Source organism: Pontibacter ummariensis (assembly GCF_900188175.1).
In the GTDB taxonomy this organism is placed as follows: Bacteria; Bacteroidota; Bacteroidia; order Cytophagales; family Hymenobacteraceae; genus Pontibacter; species Pontibacter ummariensis.
The window spans coordinates 121,708-141,166 of the sequence record NZ_FZOQ01000004.1 but is presented as its reverse complement, the minus strand read 5'-3'; the positions used below and the strand labels follow the sequence as shown (position 1 = coordinate 141,166).

Below are 19,459 nucleotides of genomic sequence, written 5' to 3'. Positions count from 1 at the left end.
ATGCTTTATTTACTTATTTCAGATGGGTCATACATACCGGCAAGGTCGCCTGCCAGCCGGTTTAGCTCGATAATAGCCAGGTTGTACTGCTGCAGGCTTTGCAGGTACTCTTCCTGCACCACAGTCGCCTGATCCAGGTTTTGAATGTAGGCCAGGTAGTCTACAGCACCCTCCTTGTAACCGAAGCGGGCAGTGCGAATCTGCTCCTCGGCCAGCTGCAGGCCTTCCTTCTCATAAAAGCTGAGGGAAGCCTCAGCTTTTTGCAAAGCAGCCATCGCTGCGGCCCACTCCCGCTGCAAGGCCAGCTTTTTTTCCTCCAGCTCTTTCTCAGCTAAGGTTCGCTGGATGCGCGCTGCCTGGGTTCTGCCTTTCTGGGCAAAGAACAGCAAAGGGATATCCACTCCCACCCGGTACAGGTAAAAGCCGTCCAGGCCGTTCACGGTCTGATCGCTATACCCCAGGTTGATCTGTGGCAGAAACTTTGACCTGGCTACTTTATAAGCTGCTGTCGCTACGTCTACGTTTTGGGCATAATAAGCCAGTAAAGGATTTTGTAAAAGGTCACCATCCTCTGCCACGGGGGGAGTAGCAAAACGGTACAAACCTGCCTGCGCAGAGGCTATCTCCGCCTCTGTATTTAGCCAGGTCTGCATCCGCAGCGTGGCCGCCCTGTAATCTGCCAGGGCCTGCTCTAAGCGGACAGCCACTCTTTTCGCTTGGCTGGAGGCGGAAAGCATTTCCAGCTTACCTGTTTCGCCTGTCTCAAAGCGCAGGCTCGCTGCAGCTTCAAAGTCCTGATAAAGACTGTCCAGGCCCTGCACGATCCGTAATTTACTCTCTGCCAGCAACCACTCATTATAAGCCTGACTCACCTCGGCCACCAACTCATTCGCAGACAGGTTACGGTAGGCAATACTTTGCTCCACCTGTTCCTTACGGTACTGCAGTTCCCGCAGGTAAGTCGTCGGGAACTCTAACTGTTGCTGTACTCCATAGGACTCCACACCTCTGAACTCCTCCCCGTTTGTCTCCTCTCGTTGATGGTAAAGGCTGGTCCTGCCAAAGTCGAAGGCGGTTTTCTTCAGCGCTTTTTGCTGCGCCACCTGTAGCTCTGCCTGTTCCAGTCCCGGATAGTTTGCCAGCGCTGTCTGGATGGCCTGCTCCAGGGTCAGTACCAGCACCTCACCTTCTCCCTCTTGTGCTTTTGCTGTTGTTGGGCTGAGTAACGTACCTGACAAAACGAACAGTATCAGTAGGGCAGGCTGCGCTTTTAACCGAAGGCCTTTCTCCAGGTAGTAGTACAGCACGGGTAGCACCACCAGGGTGAGCAAGGTTGCTGTGATTAGCCCTCCGATCACCACGGTAGCTAAGGGTTGCTGTACCTCTGCTCCTGCTGAGGTGGAAATGGCCATGGGCAGGAAACCTAAGGAAGCAACCGAGGCAGTCATAATGACCGGGCGCAGGCGGGTGTGCGTTCCTCGCAAAATACGCTCCCGGATACTCTCCACCCCTTCCTTTTTCAGGCTGTTGAACTCAGAGATAAGCACGATGCCGTTTAGCACCGCCACGCCAAACAGGGCGATAAAACCCACCCCCGCCGAAATACTAAAAGGCATGTCGCGCAGCCAGAGAGCCAATATGCCCCCGATGGCTGACATGGGCACGGCTGTAAAGATGAGCAGAGCCTGCTTGATAGAATTGAAGGTAAAGAACAAGAGCACCAGGATCAGCAACAATGCAACGGGCACAGCCACAGAAAGCCGCTCACGTGCTTCGATCAGGTTCTCGAACTGCCCCCCATAGGTTATATAATAGCCCGGGGGCAAGTTAAGCTGCTCGTCCAGTACCTGCTGTATATCTTCCACCACGCTCTCCGTGTCCCGGTTACGGGTGTTGATCCCCACCACAATCCGGCGTTTGGCATCGTCACGGGAAATCTGTGCCGGGGCCTCTTCAAAGCGGACATTCGCCACCTCCTTTATAGGCACTTGTCCACCGGAAGGCAGCGGAATGTACATGTTCTGCACGTTGTCTATGTCTTGTCGGAAGTCCTCCTGAAAGCGCACCACCAGGTCGAAGCGCCGTTCCCCTTCGAACACCACACCAGCTGCGCCTCCGGCAAAAGCAGTATTAATGGCTTTGTTCACATCCTCCACATCCAGGCCGTACTGGGCCATTTTGTTGCGCTTGTAATTGATCTGAATTTGCGGCAGGCCGGTTACCTGCTCCACTACGGTTCCGCCCACACCTTCTATGCTGCTGATCAGCTGGCTAGCCTCATTGCCTTTTTCAAAAAGGACGTCCAGGTCTTCCCCATATATCTTCACGGCGATGTCCTGGCGTACGCCGGTGATGAGCTCATTGAAGCGCATCTGGATAGGCTGTGTAAACTCTGTTCCCACGCCCGGCACGGTATTGATCACCGCTTCCATCTTTTCGAACATTTCCTCCCGGGAGGAGGCGCTTACCCACTCTTCCTTGTCTTTCATCACAATGATGATGTCGGCCAGTTCCATTGCCATGGGGTCGGTCGGGATCTCTGACGTACCGATTTTCGTCACCACTTCCTTTACCTCAGGAAATTCCCGCATCAGCGCAACTTGAATCTTCTCCGACACAGCCACCATATGCTTCAGGGAGGTACCGGTAGGCAGGATCTGGTGCGAGGCGATGTCCCCTTCCTCCAGGGTAGGAATAAACTCACCACCCAGGCGAGAGAACAGGAAAAGGCTGCCGGCAAAAAGCAGGATCGCTGTTAGTATTACCAATTTCTTGGCCCCCAAAGCAAAGCGGATCACTGGCTCGTACAGGCGGTGGAAAAAGTCCATGATCTTATCCGAGATGTTCCGCTTTACCACAATGTCCTTCTTCAGCACGAGGGCTGTCATCATCGGCACATAGGTAAGCGACAAGATAAAGGCTCCGAGAATGGCAAAGCTAACCGTCTGCGCCATAGGCCGGAACGTTTTGCCCTCGATGCCCACCAGCGCCAGGATAGGCAGGTACACGATCAGGATAATGATTTCACCGAAGGCAGCTGACTTCCGGATATGCTTCGAAGCGATGCCTACCTGCTGGTCCATCTCATTTTGCGTCAGGCGCTGCCCGTTAAAGGTGCCGTAGATCCGGTGTATGATAGCCTCAACGATGATCACCGCGCCGTCTACAATGAGACCAAAGTCGATGGCGCCTAAGCTCATGAGGTTAGCCGACACGCCGAAAACGTGCATCATGCCCAGGGCAAACAGCATGGATAGGGGAATAACAGAGGCAACCACCAGGCCTGCCCGCAGGTTGCCTAACAGCAGTACCAGCACGAAGATCACGATCAGTCCCCCTTCTATCAGGTTGCGGGTAACAGTGGCAATAGCCCTGTCAATGAGGTCAGAGCGGTCCAGGAAAGGTTCAATGTGGATGCCCTCCGGCAGGCTCTTCTGGATCTGCTCAACCCGTTCTTTTACGGCCTGGGTTACCTGGTAGGAATTTTCGCCTTTCAGCATCAGCACCAGGCCGCCCACGGTTTCTCCCTCGCCGTTGCGCGTCATGGCGCCGAAGCGGGGGGCGTAACCATACTGCACCGTCGCCACATCCCCGATCAGCACCGGAGTGCCCTCTACGTTTTTAATCAACACGTTCCGTATCTCGTCCAGCGAGCTGACCATGCCCTCTCCCCGGATAAAATAGGTGGTGTTGGTCTTCTCAATGTAAGAGCCACCCGTGTTCTGGTTATTCTTTTCGATAGCATTGTACAGGTCCGCCACCGTCAGTCTGTAGGCCCGCAGCTTTTCAGGGTCGAGTGACACCTCATACTGCTTCAGGTAACCACCCAGGCTGCTCACCTCTGCCACACCGGGCACACCGGCCAGCTGCCGCTTCACAATCCAGTCCTGAATCGTGCGCAGCTCCATCGGCGAATAGACGGTGTCGTAGCCCGGCTCCTCTACCAGCGTGTACTGGTAAATCTCGCTCAGGCCGGTGACCATGGGGGCGAGCTGCGGAGAGCCATAGCCTTCCGGGATGTCCTCGGAGGCCACCCGGATCTGCTCACTCACAAGCTGCCGGGCCAGGTAGGGGTCTACGTCCTCCTCAAATACGATGGTGATGACTGACAGGCCAAACCTGGAAATGGAGCGAATCTCCTCCACATTCGGAATAAAGGACAGGGACAGTTCTAAGGGGTAGGTGATAAACTGCTCTACCTCCTGGGTAGCCAAATCAGGGGCCTGGGTGATCACCTGCACCTGGTTATTGGTAATATCGGGCACGGCATCCAGCGGGATCCGGTTAAGGGAGTAGGTGCCCCAGCCGATCAGGGCCAGCACAAAGAGGCCAATGACCAGCTTATTCTTAATAGAAAAACTGATTATTTTATCAAACATGAAAGTAGGGTTAAATCAAATCCACAGACATAACCTCTCCATCAACTCCCAAGCAAATGGAGATGAAAGAAGATCGGTTAAAGGCTTTATGAAATGACTATGCCTTGGGCGGATGCCAGAATGGGAAAGTTGGGGAGGCTAGATCGACCGCATGATACGGGCTGATGTAGCTGGTATGCACCACTACCGGAGGCGCTAAAGGAGAAAAGTGCACGGTAAGCGAGATACCGCCACAGCACTTACACTCACACAGCGGAGAGCACAGTTCCTCATGCTCCGCCTCGTCCTGGTCCACACCAAAGTCCTGCAATACCGTTGCCTTGCCTTCGGCATGCGCAGCACCACCGTCCGAGCACGGAAAGCAGGACAATGCCAGGATAAGGGTGGCCCATATGACAGTCAGGAACTTCATGGACTGCAAAGATAAGGAAATAATGAATAGGTCTAAAGGGCAAACATCGAAGTCTTTGTATTAAGTCATGTCCATCTATCAGAGCATCAGCCAAAAACAAAGCGGCTTGCCATATGGCAAGCCGCTTTAGTTCCTCCTGTTAATTTTGTTACAAACACCTTATGCGTTCGCGCCTTTAAAGTTTCGGCAGGCTTCCTCGCACTGGCGGCAGACTTTTGCACAGTGCCCGGTCTCCTCCTCCTCGTCTTTACGGCGCTCGCAGGTATCGGCGCATTGCTTACACACCTCGGCGCATACCTCTACCATGCGCTGTGCAAAGGCGGAGCCGGAAGCCACAAAGCTGGCCGTTACGCGGCAAATCTTGGCGCAGTCCCTGCAGGCACGGAGGGCCCGTACCAACTCGTCGGTTCTGTCGTTTTCCAGGCACATGTCAAAGCAGTGGTCGCACTCATCAGCGCACTGTGCTAATATTTGTAAAAGGTCCTGGTTTTGATGTTGTCCGTGATTCATTGTTTTCATAGTGTATGGTTAGCGATAGATGAATCACTGCCTGCACCTTTAAAAGCAGACAGTGCTGTGTTCGGGGGTATACGTGGTCAGCCTTTGGTCGTTCTCTTTATTAGAACTGCCATGGGTAGTTTGCTCCCAGCCTAAAGCTTGCCCTTTTACTATGACTGGCTCCTTAAAGGGTCTCTACCTCAAAGGATATCTTTGCATTTACACCGTAAGACACAATTTTATTGTCTGTCACGTTTGCGTTCATCTCCTTGATGTAGATAGATTTAATGTTCTTCACAGACTTAGCGGCCTCTGCCAGCGCGTTACGTGCGGCGTCGTCGAAACTCTTTTCAGATGAAGCGATAACTTCTATTACTTTAACGATTGCCATGGTTATTATCTTTTTTATGTTTAAAATCAGATATGTCTTATAGCATACGCACCTAAGGATGACGGGTTAGGCACCAGCCATATTTAACAATTTGCCTTACAGGCAGTTGCACGCACAACCCAAGCAATCTCTGTGTTCTGTACCATAAGAATACATTGCCTTACCAGCAAAATAGTGGTCTTACAAAGCGAACAAGAGTATGTTCCCCGGCCCTGTTACCTGCCACTTACGGGAAACTCTCCTCTTTTAACTTCTTTTGTAGCACCTGCGTAAGGTAGTACAGGCTATAAATACCACTTTAGCTGTTCCTAAAACAGCAGCGATAACCTGGTATCTACCAGCCTTTGAGAAGGACAAATGAAAGGCTAGTGCGGGAAATGCAAGCTTGTTTCTTACGGAGGCAGACATACAAGTATTTGCTTAAACAAAACTCCGTACTATTAGCAAGACATAAAGGGAGGCAGCCTGCAGGTTGCCTTTTGCATTAGCGTTAAACACACATAAAGTAGATGGCTAAGAAACACAAGACCCGAATCGCGGCAGTAGGCGATATACACGTGCATGAGGAAGATAGCGGTAAATGGACTGACCATTTTAAAAAGGTTTCAGAAGAGGCAGACGTGCTGCTGCTATGTGGTGACCTGACAGACACCGGCAGGATTAGCGAAGCGGAGGTGCTGGCACATGAACTGAAAGCCTGCTCCATTCCCGTGCTAGCAGTGCTGGGGAACCACGACCACGACCACGACAAAGTAGACGAGATCAGCAAGATTCTCAAAGAGGCTGGCGTCGTCTTGCTTGATGGAGACTTTACACAGGTCAACGATGTGGGCTTTGCCGGTGTGAAAGGCTATGGGGGTGGCTTCGACCGCTACATGCTCGGCATGTTTGGGGAGAAGCTGAACAAAGACTTCGTGCAGGAGGCCGTAAACGAATCATTAAAGCTAGATGCTGCCCTGGCACACCTGGACTCGGAGGATCCGGACATGAAGAAAGTAGTCTTGCTGCACTATGCTCCGATCAGGGCCACTGTGGAGGGCGAACCAGAACCCATTCATCCCTTCCTGGGTTGCTCCCGGTTAGCAGATCCTATCAACCGGCGGAATGTAATCGCCGCTTTTCATGGCCATGCCCACGTGGGTACCCTGGAAGGCGAAACCTCTAAGGGCGTAAAAGTCTTCAATGTCTCCAAGCCCATCCTACAGAAGGCCGGTTACGAACTACCTTTCTACTTTTTCGAGGTGTAAGGCCTTGCATATGCTTCCAAGGTAAAGAGCAAAGGCCGGTTTTTCAGGAAGCGAATACTTCGTCTTTGTTCTTGAACGCCTTGAACTCGATGGGATTGCCGCTCAGATCCAGGATAAACATGGTCAGCTGTTCTCCTTTTTTGCCTTCGTAGCGCGTTTGCGGCTTTACAACAAACTCCACCTGGTGCTTTGTTAAGCGCTCCTGCACCGCTACAAACTGCTCATAATCCAGGATACACCCGAAGTGCGGAATAGGCACGCTGATCCCATCTACCTGGCCACAATAATCCAGGGCTGGCCGGTTTGCGCTAACATGGGCCGACAGTTGATGCCCGAAGAAATCAAAGTCTATCCAGGTTTCCGTGCTCCTCCCCTCCTGGCAGCCCAGTATGTCTACATAGAACCGACGGGTGGAAGCGATCTCTTTTACTTTAAAAGCGTAATGAAAAGGGCTCATTAATATCCTTTTGTTAGTGAAACTACATTAAGCAGCTGCTCCATATTTTGTAGCCTGTCGTAGTTGTCGAGTACCTGGTTAACCGCTGTGTTCGGATCGGTAACACTGGCAATGTGAGGCGTGATGTTTATCTTCGGATGTTTCCAGAAAATATGATCCTGGGGCAAAGGCTCCTGCCGGAACACGTCGAGGCTTGCCCCCGACAAATGGCCCTTATCCAGCATCTCAATCAAATCCTCTTCTACCAGGTGCTCTCCCCTGGCTACATTAATCACAAACGCTTCCTGTGGCAGCTGCTCTAAGGTTCTTTTATTCAGAATGTTCCTTGTTTCCTTTGTTAAAGGAAGCAGGCAGACAAGTACATCCGTTCTGGATAAAAAGTCCGAAAGTTCCTTCTCCCCTACATACACCTTAACTCCGTCCAAGTCCTTGGGTGTCCTGGCCCAGCCGTTTACGTTAAAGCCCGTTTGTTTTAGCAGCCTGGCTACCGCAGCTCCTAAAACCCCTGTGCCCATAACCCCTACCGTCGTTTCCTCTATCCTTTGGTAGCGCTTCCGTTTCCAGGTTTGCTGGTGTTCGAGCACTTTGTAGAAGGACAGGCCCCGCAGGTGATTCAGCACCAGGGCAAGGGTAAAGGTCGCCATGTCATTCGTCAGGTTCTCATCCGTTATTCTGGTGATCACGGCCGCTTCCGGGAGCTCCGGGTCTTTTAACACATGATCTACTCCGGCACCCATCGAAGAAATCCACTTCAGGTTAGGGAATTCTTTAAAAACACCAAGCGGATGGTTCCAGACAATAGCCCCTTCCACCGCTGCCGCATCAGGAACATCAGGGTAAACGCTTAGCGCCAAATCGGGCCTTTTCTCTTTGAGGGCTTTAACCCAGGAGCTTACGTCTTTCCCTTGTGTGATAATGATAAGTGACATGTACTGGTAAGCGTTAGTGCACTTGGAAATTAATAAATTTAGGATGATGAACCAACCAGCCCCTGAATCATGATGTAAACTTAACACACGGCTCCAGCGTTTTTTGTGCATGAGTGATTTTATGTTCCGCTGGATAGATGTGATCAAGTACGCGAAGTACAGTAACCCGGAGCCAATAAGAAGAGTGGAAAAAACAGAGGCGGAATGGCAAGAGCAGCTAACGCCTGAGCAGTTCCGGGTAATGCGGCAAAAAGGCACCGAGAAGCCTTACAGAAACGCCTACTGCCGCTCTTATGAGCCTGGGGTATACGCCTGTGTCGGATGCGGCAGCCTCTTGTTCGACTCTAAGGCCAAGTACCACGCCATCTCCGGCTGGCCCAGCTTTACGCAGCCCTTCAATAAAGCGGCTGTAAAGTATGTGTTTGACGACAGCCACGGCATGAAACGAGTGGAGGTCATGTGTAATGTCTGTGACAGCCATTTGGGCCACGTGTTTCATGATGGGCCTGAGCCTGCCGGGCTGCGCTACTGCATTAACTCGGAAAGCATCCTAAGGCAGGACACATAAGCTTCTCCGGATAAAAGGAACATACCAATATCATACATATAAGCCGTGTCCTGACCTACCTCAGAAAGGGCCTCGACTGTTCATGCAACTTAGGCTTTTTTCTCTCCTTTCCGAACCTCGTTTCCACCCGCTCTTTCCGTAGTAGCTTCTTTGTTTTGACTCTCCATAAACCAACCCTGTTGCTACTTTGCGGTTGGCACCTAAATTTTAAGGCAATACAACATGCTTTTTAGCACATTTAATTGTAAATTAATTACCTGACCCTACGGTTAAGCGTAAGCAAAACAGATTTGCTCCTGCAGGAGATATAGAAGTAGCGGAGGTGGCGACAGGAATTTAAATGGAGAAGTTCAATGATAGTTGAAACTGATATTCTGGAAAAAGCGCATGCGCATGTAGAACAGCAACTCTTTACTGCAGGAGTTACCCCGGTTGCTACTGGTTACGATTTGCAGCATACCCGTGCTTTAGTAGCCACCGCAGAAGAAATTGGCCAATCCCTTTTCCTGCCGGAGAGCGACAGGAGAACACTTCTGCTGGCTGCCTGGCTGCATGACCTTTGCTACATGCCTTTAGGTGCCGTCCCGGATGAAAGCTCCTTTGCCCCTGTTACTGATTTTCTGCTAAGCAGTGGCGTGTCAGAACGCGAGAGGAGTAGGATACTACAGGCGATCACAGCTACTTTTTACCCCCAGCGCCCCACAGATAGTGTAGAGGAAGCCCTCTGCGATGCCGTTTCCAGTTTTATGGCCTCCCCGGATTATTTCCCATCAGCAGAAAAACAGGCGCAAGATCAGAGCGGAGAGAACTGGAACCTACAGGACTGGCTCTTAAAGCAGAAAGAACTGTTTAAGCAACATGCCTTTTTTACAAGATATGCCCAGCAGGCGTATCAGGAGGGCAAAGAAAAGAACCGTAAGCTCCTGAAGAAAAAACTGGCCACCGTAGGAAAAGACGAGGTAGAACTAGACACCCTGTGGAAAGAAAACCAAAAGCTGAAAAAAGACTTACAAAAGGAGAAAGAGCAAAAAGCTATCAAAGGTACAGAAACGATGTTCCGGACGACCCTGGCCAGCCACGTGCAGTTGAGCGTGATGGCTGACAGCAAGGCCAACCTCATGATCTCGATTAACGCGATCATCGCCTCGATCATGATCTCCTCCGTGATACGGAAATTCGAAGAGGTACCCCATCTGATCATCCCCTCCATCCTCCTGACCCTGGTATGCGTGACTACCATCATTTTTGCCGTTCTGTCCACCAGGCCGAAGGTTAAACCCAGTGCCTCACCGGAAGACAAGGTAGACCTGCTGTTTTTTGGAGACTTTGTGCGACTCAGCCAGGAGAGCTATAAAAGCAGCATGCGAGGCATGATGCGCGACCATGACAAACTGTACGACAGCATGATCGACAATATTTACCATCAAGGCCAGACGCTGGCTCGTAAGTACACCCTGCTAAAAATTGCCTATACAGTTTTTATGGTGGGCTTTGCCGTCGTACTACTCAGTTATGCCATTGCCTGGATTTTTTTCGAACACTAGGGTAAACCTATCAGGAAAGGGAAACAGCAGCACTAAAAGGCTGTGACAAAAGGTAGGCCCTATCGTGCTCTTTCCTCGGGGTTCCTCCGCTACTATACGGCTTCAATTAGCGGGGCAGGGGAAGGGATCGCGACAGGGAGCAGCACTCTGAACTCTGTAAACTCCCCCTCTACCGACTCCACTAGTATTTCTCCCCCGTGCCCCTTGGTGATGATGTCGTAGCATAGGGAAAGGCCCAAGCCCGTACCCTGCCCCGTTGGCTTCGTGGTGAAGAAAGGCTGAAAAATCTTGTTCTTTAGCTTTTCCGGAACCCCCACCCCATTGTCCCGCACCAAAATCTCTATGCTGTCGTCTGTTCGGCGGGTACTTACCTCTACTTTGGGCTCGTATTCACAGCCTGCCGCCTTCTGTTTCTGAAGAACAGCAAAAAAGGCGTTGTTAAACAGGTTCAGCAAAACCCTGCCCATTTCCTGTGGTACCACCGTGGCCTTATCCAGGCTTTGGTCGTAGTTGGTTTGCAGCTTTACCCGGAAGGCCTTGTCCTTTGCCCTTAACCCATGGTAAGACAACTGCAGGTACTCCTCTGTTAAAGCATTGATGTCTGTTGGCTCCTTTTGCCCGGTACTGGTACGGGAGTGCTGGAGCATGTTCTTCACGATGTTGTCTGCCCGCTGCCCGTGCGTCCGTATTTTCTCTAAGTTCTGCTTCACGGTGTCCAGAATCATCCTGGTCTCTTCCACAGCACCCGCAGCCAACTCCTGCTCTCCTTCCTCTACCAGTTCAGTACTAACGTCTGCAAAGTTGTTGATGAAGTTTAAGGGGTTCTGTATCTCATGGGCTATGCCCGCTGTTAACTCGCCAAGCGAGGCAAGCTTCTCCTGCTGCACCAGGCGGGCCTGCGTCCGTTTCAGTTCCTTGTAGGCTTTGGATATCTCCCGCGCCTGTGCCAGTTCCCGCTCTCTTGCCCGGTAGCGCTCAATCTTGATCAGGCGCCGGCGTTGCTGCCGGCTATAAACAGCCAGTAAAGCCAAAACTGTACTTCCGTACAAAGTATAAGCCCACCAGGTATTCCACCAATGAGGCTTCACCCGCAGTAGCATTGTCTTCTCTGCCCATACTTCATCGCTGTTAGAGGCCCTGACACGAAAAACATAACTCCCGGGGGGCACATTGTAGTAGGAGGCTGTGTGCTCAGCCCCTGTCTCCCGCCAGTCGTGGTCGTAGTTCTCCAGTTTAAACAGGTACTTATTCTGCTCCGGATTCGTGAAATGGATGCCCGTAAAGTCAATAGAGAACACATTCTGGTCAGGGCCTAGGGTAATGGCGCTCGTCTCACTGAGAGGGGCCTTCAGCGGACTCTTTCGCCCCGGTAGCACGGGCTTATCAAAAAGACGCATTTCGGTAAATGTGACCAGGGGCGGGTGCTCGTTTGGCTTTAACTGTTGCGGATCAAAGACATAGTAGCCTGTTCTGTTTCCAAAGTAAAGTTTCCCGTCGCGGCCTTTATACCCTGCTTTAAAGGTGAGCGAGCCGGGCTGTATACCGTAGGACTCCCCCAACAGCGAAAAACTGTTCCGCTCCTTGTTCAGCTTCAGCAGGCCCTGACTGGTCCCAAACCACAGGTTGTGCTGATCATCCTCTACGATGCTCTTGACATTGATAATCTCCTTCTCATACCCTATTTTAACAGGAATAAAGGCGTCAGAAGCGGGCTTGTAGTAATAGATGCCAGCGTTCTCTGTGGCCACCCACAACACGTTTCTGGAGTCCTTATAGATCCTGGATATGTTACTTCCCAGGAGATACTTTTTGGCATGACCGCTTTTTATGTTGTAACGGTTCACGCCGCCAGCAAACCGGGTTCCGATCCAGAGGACTCCGTCTGCCCCTTCCAGAACAGAGGTCAGGCCATTATGCGAAAGACTGCGGGCGTTGTCCGGGTCACTCTGATGATGGGTGAAGGTGCCTGTGCGCTGGTTCATCTTGTCCAGGCCAAAGCCTGTTGCAATCCAGAAGTTATCCTGGCTGTCTTCCAACATAGCGAAAATAGGTCCCCCGCTCAGGCTGGTAGGGTCTTTTTCATCATGCTGGTAGCGGGTAAAGCGCTCTGTTTCCGCGTTGAACTTGTTCAGGTCCCCACTGGCGTTGCCCAACCAGAAATCCCCCCTCCTGTCTTTGTAGATAGTGTAGACTGTATCACTGCTAATGCTGCTCAGATCGAGCGGGTTGTTGACGTAGCGGGTGACTTTACCGCTCTTAAGGTCTTTTTTGACCAGGCCTTTGGAGGTGCCTAGCAACAGGAACCCGGCAGGGTCTTCATAAAAGCTGTATACCTCTGCATCTGTGTAGGTATTGGGAATGCGGTGGCGGTGCGGGTCAAGCCGGAACAGGTTCCCATTAGCTGTTCCAAACCACAGGCTTCCTTCCCGGGTACTGTAAGCCGCCCAGATGTTGTTATCATCCAGCCCGGCACCGTTTGAGGCATATTTATGGTAGTGCTTGACCTCACCTGTGCTGGGGTCATACCTGTTGAGGCCACTGTCGTATGTGCCGATCCAGATAGCTCCTGTATGATCCTCATGGATGATGTTTACGCCATCGTTTTGCTTTTCTTTGTCTATGTAAGGGCGGCTCAGCTTCTCCGGGCGGCTGGCGTCATATGAAAGCCGCTCTATGCTACCGGTCCTGCGGTTCATGCGGTGCAGCCCGTCTCCAAAAGTGCCTACCCAAAAGTTACCCTTGCTGTCTTCATAAATGGCCCGCACCCAGTTAGAGAAGAGCGTGTTGGGGTTCTCGGGATCGTGCTTGTAGCTGGTAAAAGTGCCGGTCTTAGGGTGAAAGCGATTCAGCCCGCCTTCTGTAGGCTTGGACTCCCACGGGCTGCCCGTGCCCACCCAGATCGTTCCCTGCCGGTCCTGGTAAATTGCCCTGACCCTGTTGTCACTCAAGCTGGAGGGGTCATCCTTCCTGTGCTGAAAGTGGGTAAAGGTGCCGGTTTCCGGATGGTACAGGTTCAGCCCTTTATGCGTGCCCACCCACAGGTTTCCCTCCCGGTCCTCTAACAGGGCCGTCACGACATCATCGCTCAGGCTTTTCGGGTCTTCGGGGTTGTGCCGGAAGTGGGTAAACTCGCCTGTCTTAGGATCAAAGCGGTCCAGGCCTGTCGCCCACACCCCAATCCAGATAACACCGTTCCGGTCGGCCAGCACACACTCCAGCCGGTTATCGGCCAAAGAATTCTTGTCATACCGATTATGGATGTAGGTTATCTGCTGGTAACCGTCGTAACGGTAGAGGCCAGAATGGGTAGCAATCCAGAGAAAGCCCTGTTTATCCTGTGTAATACCTGCTATCAGGCCTATGCCATATTCCTGGTCCAGCGGCACTTTTACAAAACTTAGGTCCTGTGCCCGCAGGCAGGAGAACATGCCCAACCAGGCACAAAGGAAAGCCCAAAAGCAGCGGATCAGGTAGGTCTGCATCGCCTCTCGCTCTATTTAGTTCATACACGTTTGTATAGCAAGCTGTACCTGAGTTTACCGTCCGGTACTGGTAATCTGGCACCTAGCACCAACAGGTGCTACCGGGAAGCTACCGCACTGCTTACTTGGCAGCAGGGGGGTTGATCATGATGTGTGCACCATGCGTTCCGGGATGCATGATCCAGGGCATGGCTGGAGCCTCTGGCTTCAGGGGCAAGCCAGTACTTTCGGCGGTAGCGTAGGGAATATAGACCACGTAGCGCAGGTAGCCGTCTTTTACCTCACCAGTGGCTTGGTTGTAATTCTCTGCCGGGGCAGAGTAAACGAACAGGGTAGAAGCCTGCTTCGGCATGGTCAGCTTTCCGCTTTTCGCTTCCTGCTCCCGCATCTCAAAAATCTCCTGATTACTCTTCCCCGCTTTCCTTAGCTCCCGCCCCCGGGCCATAAACGGCGCCAAATCCTGGTGATAGCAGGCAACGGAAAGGCCTTTCTGTTCGGGGTCGTCAGCCAGGCAGATCAGCTCATTCGTTCCTTTCCGCAAAACCACCAGTTCTCCCTGTGGACTATATCCCATCACCGTTTGTCAGAAGGAGCAGCCAGCACAGCGGCCTTTACCTGCGTTTCGGGAGACGGAACAGCCTCCTGGGCTTTCGCCCCTATACTTAACAAAACATAGGATACTAGTGCTAGGGGTTTTATAGCGGACATAGGGGTCATCTTTACTCCTTCCTGTTCAATTATTTATTTAAATTAATCAAACTAAGCTAACTAATCAAGAAAGCTTCTTTAATTTTGTCTGCATACCTACCTTCGGTTGGTTTAACCAGTACAGAGTTTCTCTACACATGTTCCCGACAGCTAACAGAAGAAAAGCTTACTCCGTTACTTCATAGATAACAACGGGCTTCACCTTGTTTTTAAGTTTTACCTCCCCTATCTCCTTGCAACGGAAAGACTCTTTCAGCTGCTCGTAAGACTGCTGCGTCACGATGATTTGCCCGGGTTGGGCAACAGACTGCAGGCGCTGCGCAACATTCACCGTGTCTCCGATCACCGTATAGTCTAGCCTGCGGAGAGAGGCTGATCCGATGTTGCCGGAGATAACCTCCCCGGCGTTGATGCCTACCGATATTTGTGGCTTAAAGGTAAAGTCGTTTAGGTTCTCCTGAAAAGACTCCAGTCGCTGCTTGATGGCCAGGGCTGCTTCCACACAGCGGTCCAGGTGATAATTGCCCTGAAACACCGCCATGATGGCATCACCGATAAACTTGTCGACGTGCCCGCCCTGCTCAATGATCTCATGCACCATCTGGTCGAACATCTTGTTAAGCAGGTTCACCACCGTATTCGCCGGTACGTGCTCTGAAACGGCCGTAAAGCCACAGATATCCACAAACATCACGCTTGCCTCTACTTCCTCATTCAGCAGCAGGCTGTTTTCAAATTCCTGGTGCGTCATAAAACTCAGGACCGACTCATCCACATACATCTTCAGGATATTGTTTTCCTTGATGGCCTGTAGTGTGCTGCGCAGTTGGCTCACGTGCTCCAGTGTCTTTGTGACCGTAAGATCAAGGTCCTCAAAATCAATCGGCTTGCAGACAAAGTCAAAGGCGCCGCGGTTCATGGCTGTCCGGATATTCGCCATATCGCCGTAAGCCGACACGATCACGGCTTTGATGATAGGGTTGGTCTCCGGCAACTTCGTGAGCAAGGTAAGCCCGTCCATTTCGGGCATGTTGATGTCACTTAGAATAATGTCCAGGTCCGGGTGCTGCTGTAGCTTTTCGAGCGCCTCCACTCCGTTCTGGGCAAAAATAAACTCGTACGTGTTATCACGAATCTTCCGTCGGAACTTCTGCTTTATCAACAACTCCATATCCGCCTCATCGTCTACCACGAGTATCTTTGCCATCAAACTGCCAGGGTTTTAAGTTTTTCTTTTAATAAGCTAAAGTCCAGGGGCTTTGTCAGGAAGTCGTTTGCCCCGTACTCCATCGCCAGGCGGTAATTCTCCTGATCGTTGTAAGCCGTGATCATCATGATGAGCGGCGGGGGCGTGTCATACTTTTCACGCGTCAGGCGCAGCAACTCCAGGCCACTCATGCCAGGCATGTTGATGTCAGACAAAATGAGCATGACTTCGAAAGGGTGCTCCACCATGTACGCATAAGCCTCCTCCCCTGATAGGGCAAAAGCAAAGTCTACCTCTCCGGTACGAATCTCTTTCCGGAAGCGCTGCTCAAAAAGAGGCTGTACGTCAGCTTCATCGTCTACAACCAGTATTTTCATGTATTGCTACGTTTTAAACCGCCTAGCACCGTGCTACCGGCTTTTATAGGAATTCGAATAATAAACTCCGTAAACTCTCCTTCTTCTGTGTTTACGTCGAGGCTACCGCCATGGCCTTTCCGAACGATGTCATAGCTCAGGGAAAGCCCCAGGCCTGTACCCATGCCCGTTGGTTTGGTCGTGAAAAAAGGCTGAAAGATCTTACTCCGCACCCCGGCGGGTATTCCCGGTCCATTGTCTTTCACCTTTATCTCCACGGCGTCGGCTAACTGGCGCGTGATCAAACTCACTTGTGGCTGATAGTCATCGTCTTCCTGTTTCTGCCGTTGCTGCACCGCATAAAAGGCATTGCTAAAGAGGTTAAGCAGCACCCGCCCCAGGTCCTGGGGCACGACCTCCACCTCTTTCAGGTCCCTGTCCAGATCCGCTACAAGCACCACGTTAAAACTCTTGTCCTTTGCCCGGAACCCGTGGTAGGCCAGGCGCAGGTACTCCTCGGCCAGTGAGTTGATAGCGATCCGCTCTTTCTGGCCCGTACTCTTACGGGAATGCTGCAGCATGTTCTTCACAATCGAATCGGCACGTGTGCCATGTTCCCGTATCTTCTGAAGGTTCTGCGTCAGGTCTTTCACCAAAGGCAGTAGTTCCTCCACTCGCCCTGCCCCTACTACCTCCTCCATCTCGGTCAGCAGCTCAGCGCTTACCTCAGAGAAGTTGTTCATGAAGTTGAGCGGGTTTTGTATCTCGTGGGCGATACCGGCAGTCAGTTCGCCCAGTGAAGCCAGCTTTTCCCGCTGAATAAGCTGCTCCTGCGTGGCGTTCAGTTCCGTAAGGGCTTTCACAAGGGCATCCCGTTGCAGCTCCAGCTTCTCCTTTTGCTCTTTAATGGCCTGGTTTAACCCGGACAGCTCAATGTTCCGCAGCCGGAAGATCTCTGTCTCTTTTTTGGCCTGCTCTACCCGGTGGTAAATCTCCAGGTTAACAATCTTCCGTTGGATAGCCTCGTTATGCACCTCTTTCTCAAGAGCAAGGTGCTCCTCCAGGTGGTTCAAGGCCTGGTCATAGGCATTCAGTTGTTTCAGTACTTCATAAGAGCGGTAATGGATCTTGGAGAGCACGTCCTTGGCCTGCGTTTCCTTGCCCAAGAGCAAGGCCGCCTCCAGAAAACTGATTGCACGGCTTGCATCAACTTCAGCAAAGTCCGGCTGGCAGTACAACTCGCTCAGGCAACACAAAATCTCTGCCTGGCCTTTCTTGTCGTTTATCTCTACCCGTACGCTTTGGCTCTCGCGCCAACTATCCAGTGCCTTCTGGTAGTCTTTTAGTTTTAAGTAAATATTGCCCAGGTGAAAAAGGGTGTTGCCATAGCCTTTCTTATCGCCAATACGCTCCGTGATCACCTGGCTTTGCTTGCAGTAGAGCAGCGCCTCCTCGTACTTGTCTAGTTTAACATAGGCGTTCCCTAAGTTGTCCAGGCAGCCTGCTTCGCCCCATTTGTCTCCGTGTGCTCTCCGTATCGCCAGGCTCTGCAGGAAATACTCGAGCGCCATGTCAAAGTCATCGTTCTCGAAGTAAATCACCCCGATGCTGTTGAGGGCGTAAGACTCCGATACCCAGAAGTTAATTTCCCGGGCAATCTCCAGGCTTTTCAGCAGATGGTCTAAGGCCGTGTTGTAATTGCCTATGTACCTGTAGGTGATTCCTAAATGGTAATGCGTCAGGGAAATCCCATCCTGATAGGCTGCCTGCTCCCGTATTTCCAGGGACCTGTACAAGTAATCGAGCGAAGCAGCATAATCTCCCTGACTGCGACAGATAATGCCGCGGTACTCCAGGACATCTGACTGTCCTTTTACATCCCCCAGTTCTTGAAAAAGCTGTAGGGCTTCCTCCAGATAAAAAGCCGCCTTCCCGTGTTCGGACAGGCGGATATGGCAAAAGCCATAGGTTCTTGCCGCCTCCGCCTTCCCTTTCGTGTAAGCCATCCCCTCCGCAAGGTCCAGGGCCTCCTTGCTTAGCTCGAAGGCCCTGGCAGAGTTGCTTACGCGCAACTCCCACGCCTGCTGGTTGAGTAAGTCTACTGTTTCTGTAGGGGCACTAGCAATCTCTTTCTGAAGCATCATACCCAATGTGGAAAAATCAGCTCATATACAACTCCCACTGTATCCTGTCCGGATCTTTAAAAGCTACATAGTTCTTGTTCAATGTAGGATCCCTCTTCACCCCGGTGTTCTCCACACCAGCCGTTGCCAAAGCCGCTGCCACCCGCTTCAGTTCTTCCTCGCTCTCGCAGGCCATCGCCACGTGGTCAAGGCCTATCTGAAAGGGGTTGAACACTTTTCCGTCTGTTTCTTTTAGCTCTGCCGGGCGGAAGCCGACAAACACGGGACCTACCATTACCCCAAAGAGATCGGGCGTATCGAGCACCACCTGGAACCCCAGCACATCCTGATAAAACCTTTTTGTCCTGCCCATATCGGAACAACGCAGGGCCATGTGGTGAATACCGGCCGTTTTAATGCCGATACCCTTTTTTTCAAGTGTCTCCATATAGCTTATTTTTAATTATACCAACAATACATTGTACGGCACAACATTTTTTACGGCGGTAAACCTGGCAACCTTAATTTGTCCCTCTCCGCAGAAAGAGTAGCCCACAGAAACATCCTGGGAACACCCCAGACCATGACGCGGGTCTGTCAACAGGAACTGCCCCTGCTGCCCTACCGGAACAACTCTTTTCAGCAAGACCTTAAACCGACTACGGATGGCTGTCCCTGCTTCTCGAGAGGCTTAGCTTAAGGGCTGTACAGCCGGCAGTGCCACAGCAGGTGCCTTGGCACTCCTTTCATCCATCGTGCGCAGCCGCCTGCACAGAGTCTTCAAAATTCCCCGCAGCACCTCCGCATTATTCATCATGATGTCGTAAAAGGGCTCCTGTTCCAGCTTAAGCAGTATGCACTCTTCCAGGGTAGTAGCACTGGCAGACCTGCTTTCAGCATCTAAAATGGCGAGCTCTCCTACAATATCATTCTCTTCCAGAATAGCCAGGGTATGCTCTCCATCATGAATGCGCACCCTCCCTTTAAAAATAAAGTACATACAATTCCCCATGCTCCCTTTGGTGAACAAGCACACATCCGGCTCCAGGTATGTTTCCTCTAATATGCCAGCTAATTCGATCAACTCACTTTCCGGGGTGCTCTGGAAAATATCGCAGGCGTGCAGGGTTAGTATTTTTTCTATCAACAACATAAACA

Annotated in this window: 15 protein-coding genes and 1 pseudogene; 3 read left to right on the top strand and 13 right to left on the bottom strand. The window is 51.6% G+C overall.

All coding sequences use genetic code 11. The annotated features are described in order from the left end of the window. Positions 1-5 precede the first annotated feature (5 nt). The 4 genes from CHB92_RS06130 to CHB92_RS06115 form a co-directional block, all read right to left on the bottom strand. Positions 6-4,379: a CusA/CzcA family heavy metal efflux RND transporter gene (locus tag CHB92_RS06130; RefSeq protein WP_089318306.1), complete on the bottom strand. Its 4,374-nt coding sequence runs from the start codon at positions 4,377-4,379 to the stop codon at positions 6-8. A 97-nt stretch (positions 4,380-4,476) separates the two neighbouring features. Continuing rightward, on the bottom strand, positions 4,477-4,791 hold the full coding sequence (locus tag CHB92_RS06125; protein WP_089318305.1) for a DUF6660 family protein: 315 nt from the start codon (positions 4,789-4,791) through the stop codon (positions 4,477-4,479). Between the two features lie 159 nt (positions 4,792-4,950). Then, on the bottom strand, positions 4,951-5,310 hold the full coding sequence (locus CHB92_RS06120; protein WP_144266276.1) for a four-helix bundle copper-binding protein: 360 nt from the start codon (positions 5,308-5,310) through the stop codon (positions 4,951-4,953). 163 nt (positions 5,311-5,473) lie between these two features. Continuing rightward, positions 5,474-5,680: a dodecin family protein gene (locus tag CHB92_RS06115; RefSeq protein ID WP_089318303.1), complete on the bottom strand. Its 207-nt coding sequence runs from the start codon at positions 5,678-5,680 to the stop codon at positions 5,474-5,476. Between the two features lie 509 nt (positions 5,681-6,189). Here CHB92_RS06115 and CHB92_RS06110 point away from each other — a divergent pair. Further along, positions 6,190-6,927 (top strand): metallophosphoesterase family protein, encoded by a 738-nt coding sequence (locus CHB92_RS06110; protein WP_089318302.1) that lies wholly within the window; start codon positions 6,190-6,192, stop codon positions 6,925-6,927. Between the two features lie 43 nt (positions 6,928-6,970). On the opposite strand, the gene CHB92_RS06105 is transcribed toward CHB92_RS06110, so the two are convergent. Both CHB92_RS06105 and CHB92_RS06100 read right to left on the bottom strand, forming a co-directional pair. Next, the gene (locus CHB92_RS06105; RefSeq protein WP_089318301.1) at positions 6,971-7,384 is read right to left on the bottom strand and encodes a VOC family protein; all 414 of its coding nucleotides are present in this window, start codon (positions 7,382-7,384) and stop codon (positions 6,971-6,973) included. Beyond that, the gene (locus CHB92_RS06100) at positions 7,384-8,313 is read right to left on the bottom strand and encodes a 2-hydroxyacid dehydrogenase (protein ID WP_089318434.1); all 930 of its coding nucleotides are present in this window, start codon (positions 8,311-8,313) and stop codon (positions 7,384-7,386) included. The genes CHB92_RS06105 and CHB92_RS06100 overlap by 1 nt, the downstream gene beginning before the upstream one ends. Before the next feature lie 109 nt (positions 8,314-8,422). On the opposite strand from CHB92_RS06100, the gene msrB reads away from it, so the two are divergent. Next, positions 8,423-8,881, top strand: coding sequence for a peptide-methionine (R)-S-oxide reductase MsrB (msrB, locus tag CHB92_RS06095; RefSeq protein WP_245842335.1), 459 nt, complete (start codon positions 8,423-8,425; stop codon positions 8,879-8,881). Positions 8,882-9,234: 353 nt separating this feature from the next. Next, positions 9,235-10,425 carry a Pycsar system effector family protein gene (locus CHB92_RS06090; RefSeq protein ID WP_089318300.1) on the top strand — a complete coding sequence of 397 codons (1,191 nt, stop codon included), beginning with the start codon at positions 9,235-9,237 and terminating at the stop codon, positions 10,423-10,425. A 92-nt stretch (positions 10,426-10,517) separates the two neighbouring features. Here CHB92_RS06090 and CHB92_RS06085 read toward each other — a convergent pair whose 3' ends face one another. The 7 genes and pseudogenes from CHB92_RS06085 to CHB92_RS06055 form a co-directional block, all read right to left on the bottom strand. Further along, the gene (locus CHB92_RS06085; protein ID WP_089318299.1) at positions 10,518-13,907 is read right to left on the bottom strand and encodes a two-component regulator propeller domain-containing protein; all 3,390 of its coding nucleotides are present in this window, start codon (positions 13,905-13,907) and stop codon (positions 10,518-10,520) included. 121 nt (positions 13,908-14,028) lie between these two features. Beyond that, a pseudogene (locus CHB92_RS06080) lies at positions 14,029-14,615 on the bottom strand (hypothetical protein). A gap of 166 nt (positions 14,616-14,781) precedes the next feature. Beyond that, a complete protein-coding gene (locus CHB92_RS06075; protein ID WP_089318298.1) occupies positions 14,782-15,825 on the bottom strand; it encodes an adenylate/guanylate cyclase domain-containing protein in 1,044 nt (347 codons plus the stop codon). Further along, the gene (locus CHB92_RS06070; RefSeq protein WP_089318297.1) at positions 15,822-16,199 is read right to left on the bottom strand and encodes a response regulator; all 378 of its coding nucleotides are present in this window, start codon (positions 16,197-16,199) and stop codon (positions 15,822-15,824) included. The genes CHB92_RS06075 and CHB92_RS06070 overlap by 4 nt, the downstream gene beginning before the upstream one ends. Then, complete coding sequence (locus tag CHB92_RS06065; protein ID WP_089318296.1) at positions 16,196-18,322, bottom strand: tetratricopeptide repeat-containing sensor histidine kinase; 2,127 nt, start codon at positions 18,320-18,322, stop codon at positions 16,196-16,198. The genes CHB92_RS06070 and CHB92_RS06065 overlap by 4 nt, the downstream gene beginning before the upstream one ends. A gap of 16 nt (positions 18,323-18,338) precedes the next feature. Then, a complete protein-coding gene (locus CHB92_RS06060; protein WP_089318295.1) occupies positions 18,339-18,749 on the bottom strand; it encodes a VOC family protein in 411 nt (136 codons plus the stop codon). A gap of 243 nt (positions 18,750-18,992) precedes the next feature. Continuing rightward, on the bottom strand, positions 18,993-19,454 hold the full coding sequence (locus CHB92_RS06055; protein ID WP_089318294.1) for a Crp/Fnr family transcriptional regulator: 462 nt from the start codon (positions 19,452-19,454) through the stop codon (positions 18,993-18,995). Between the last annotated feature and the right edge of the window lie 5 nt (positions 19,455-19,459).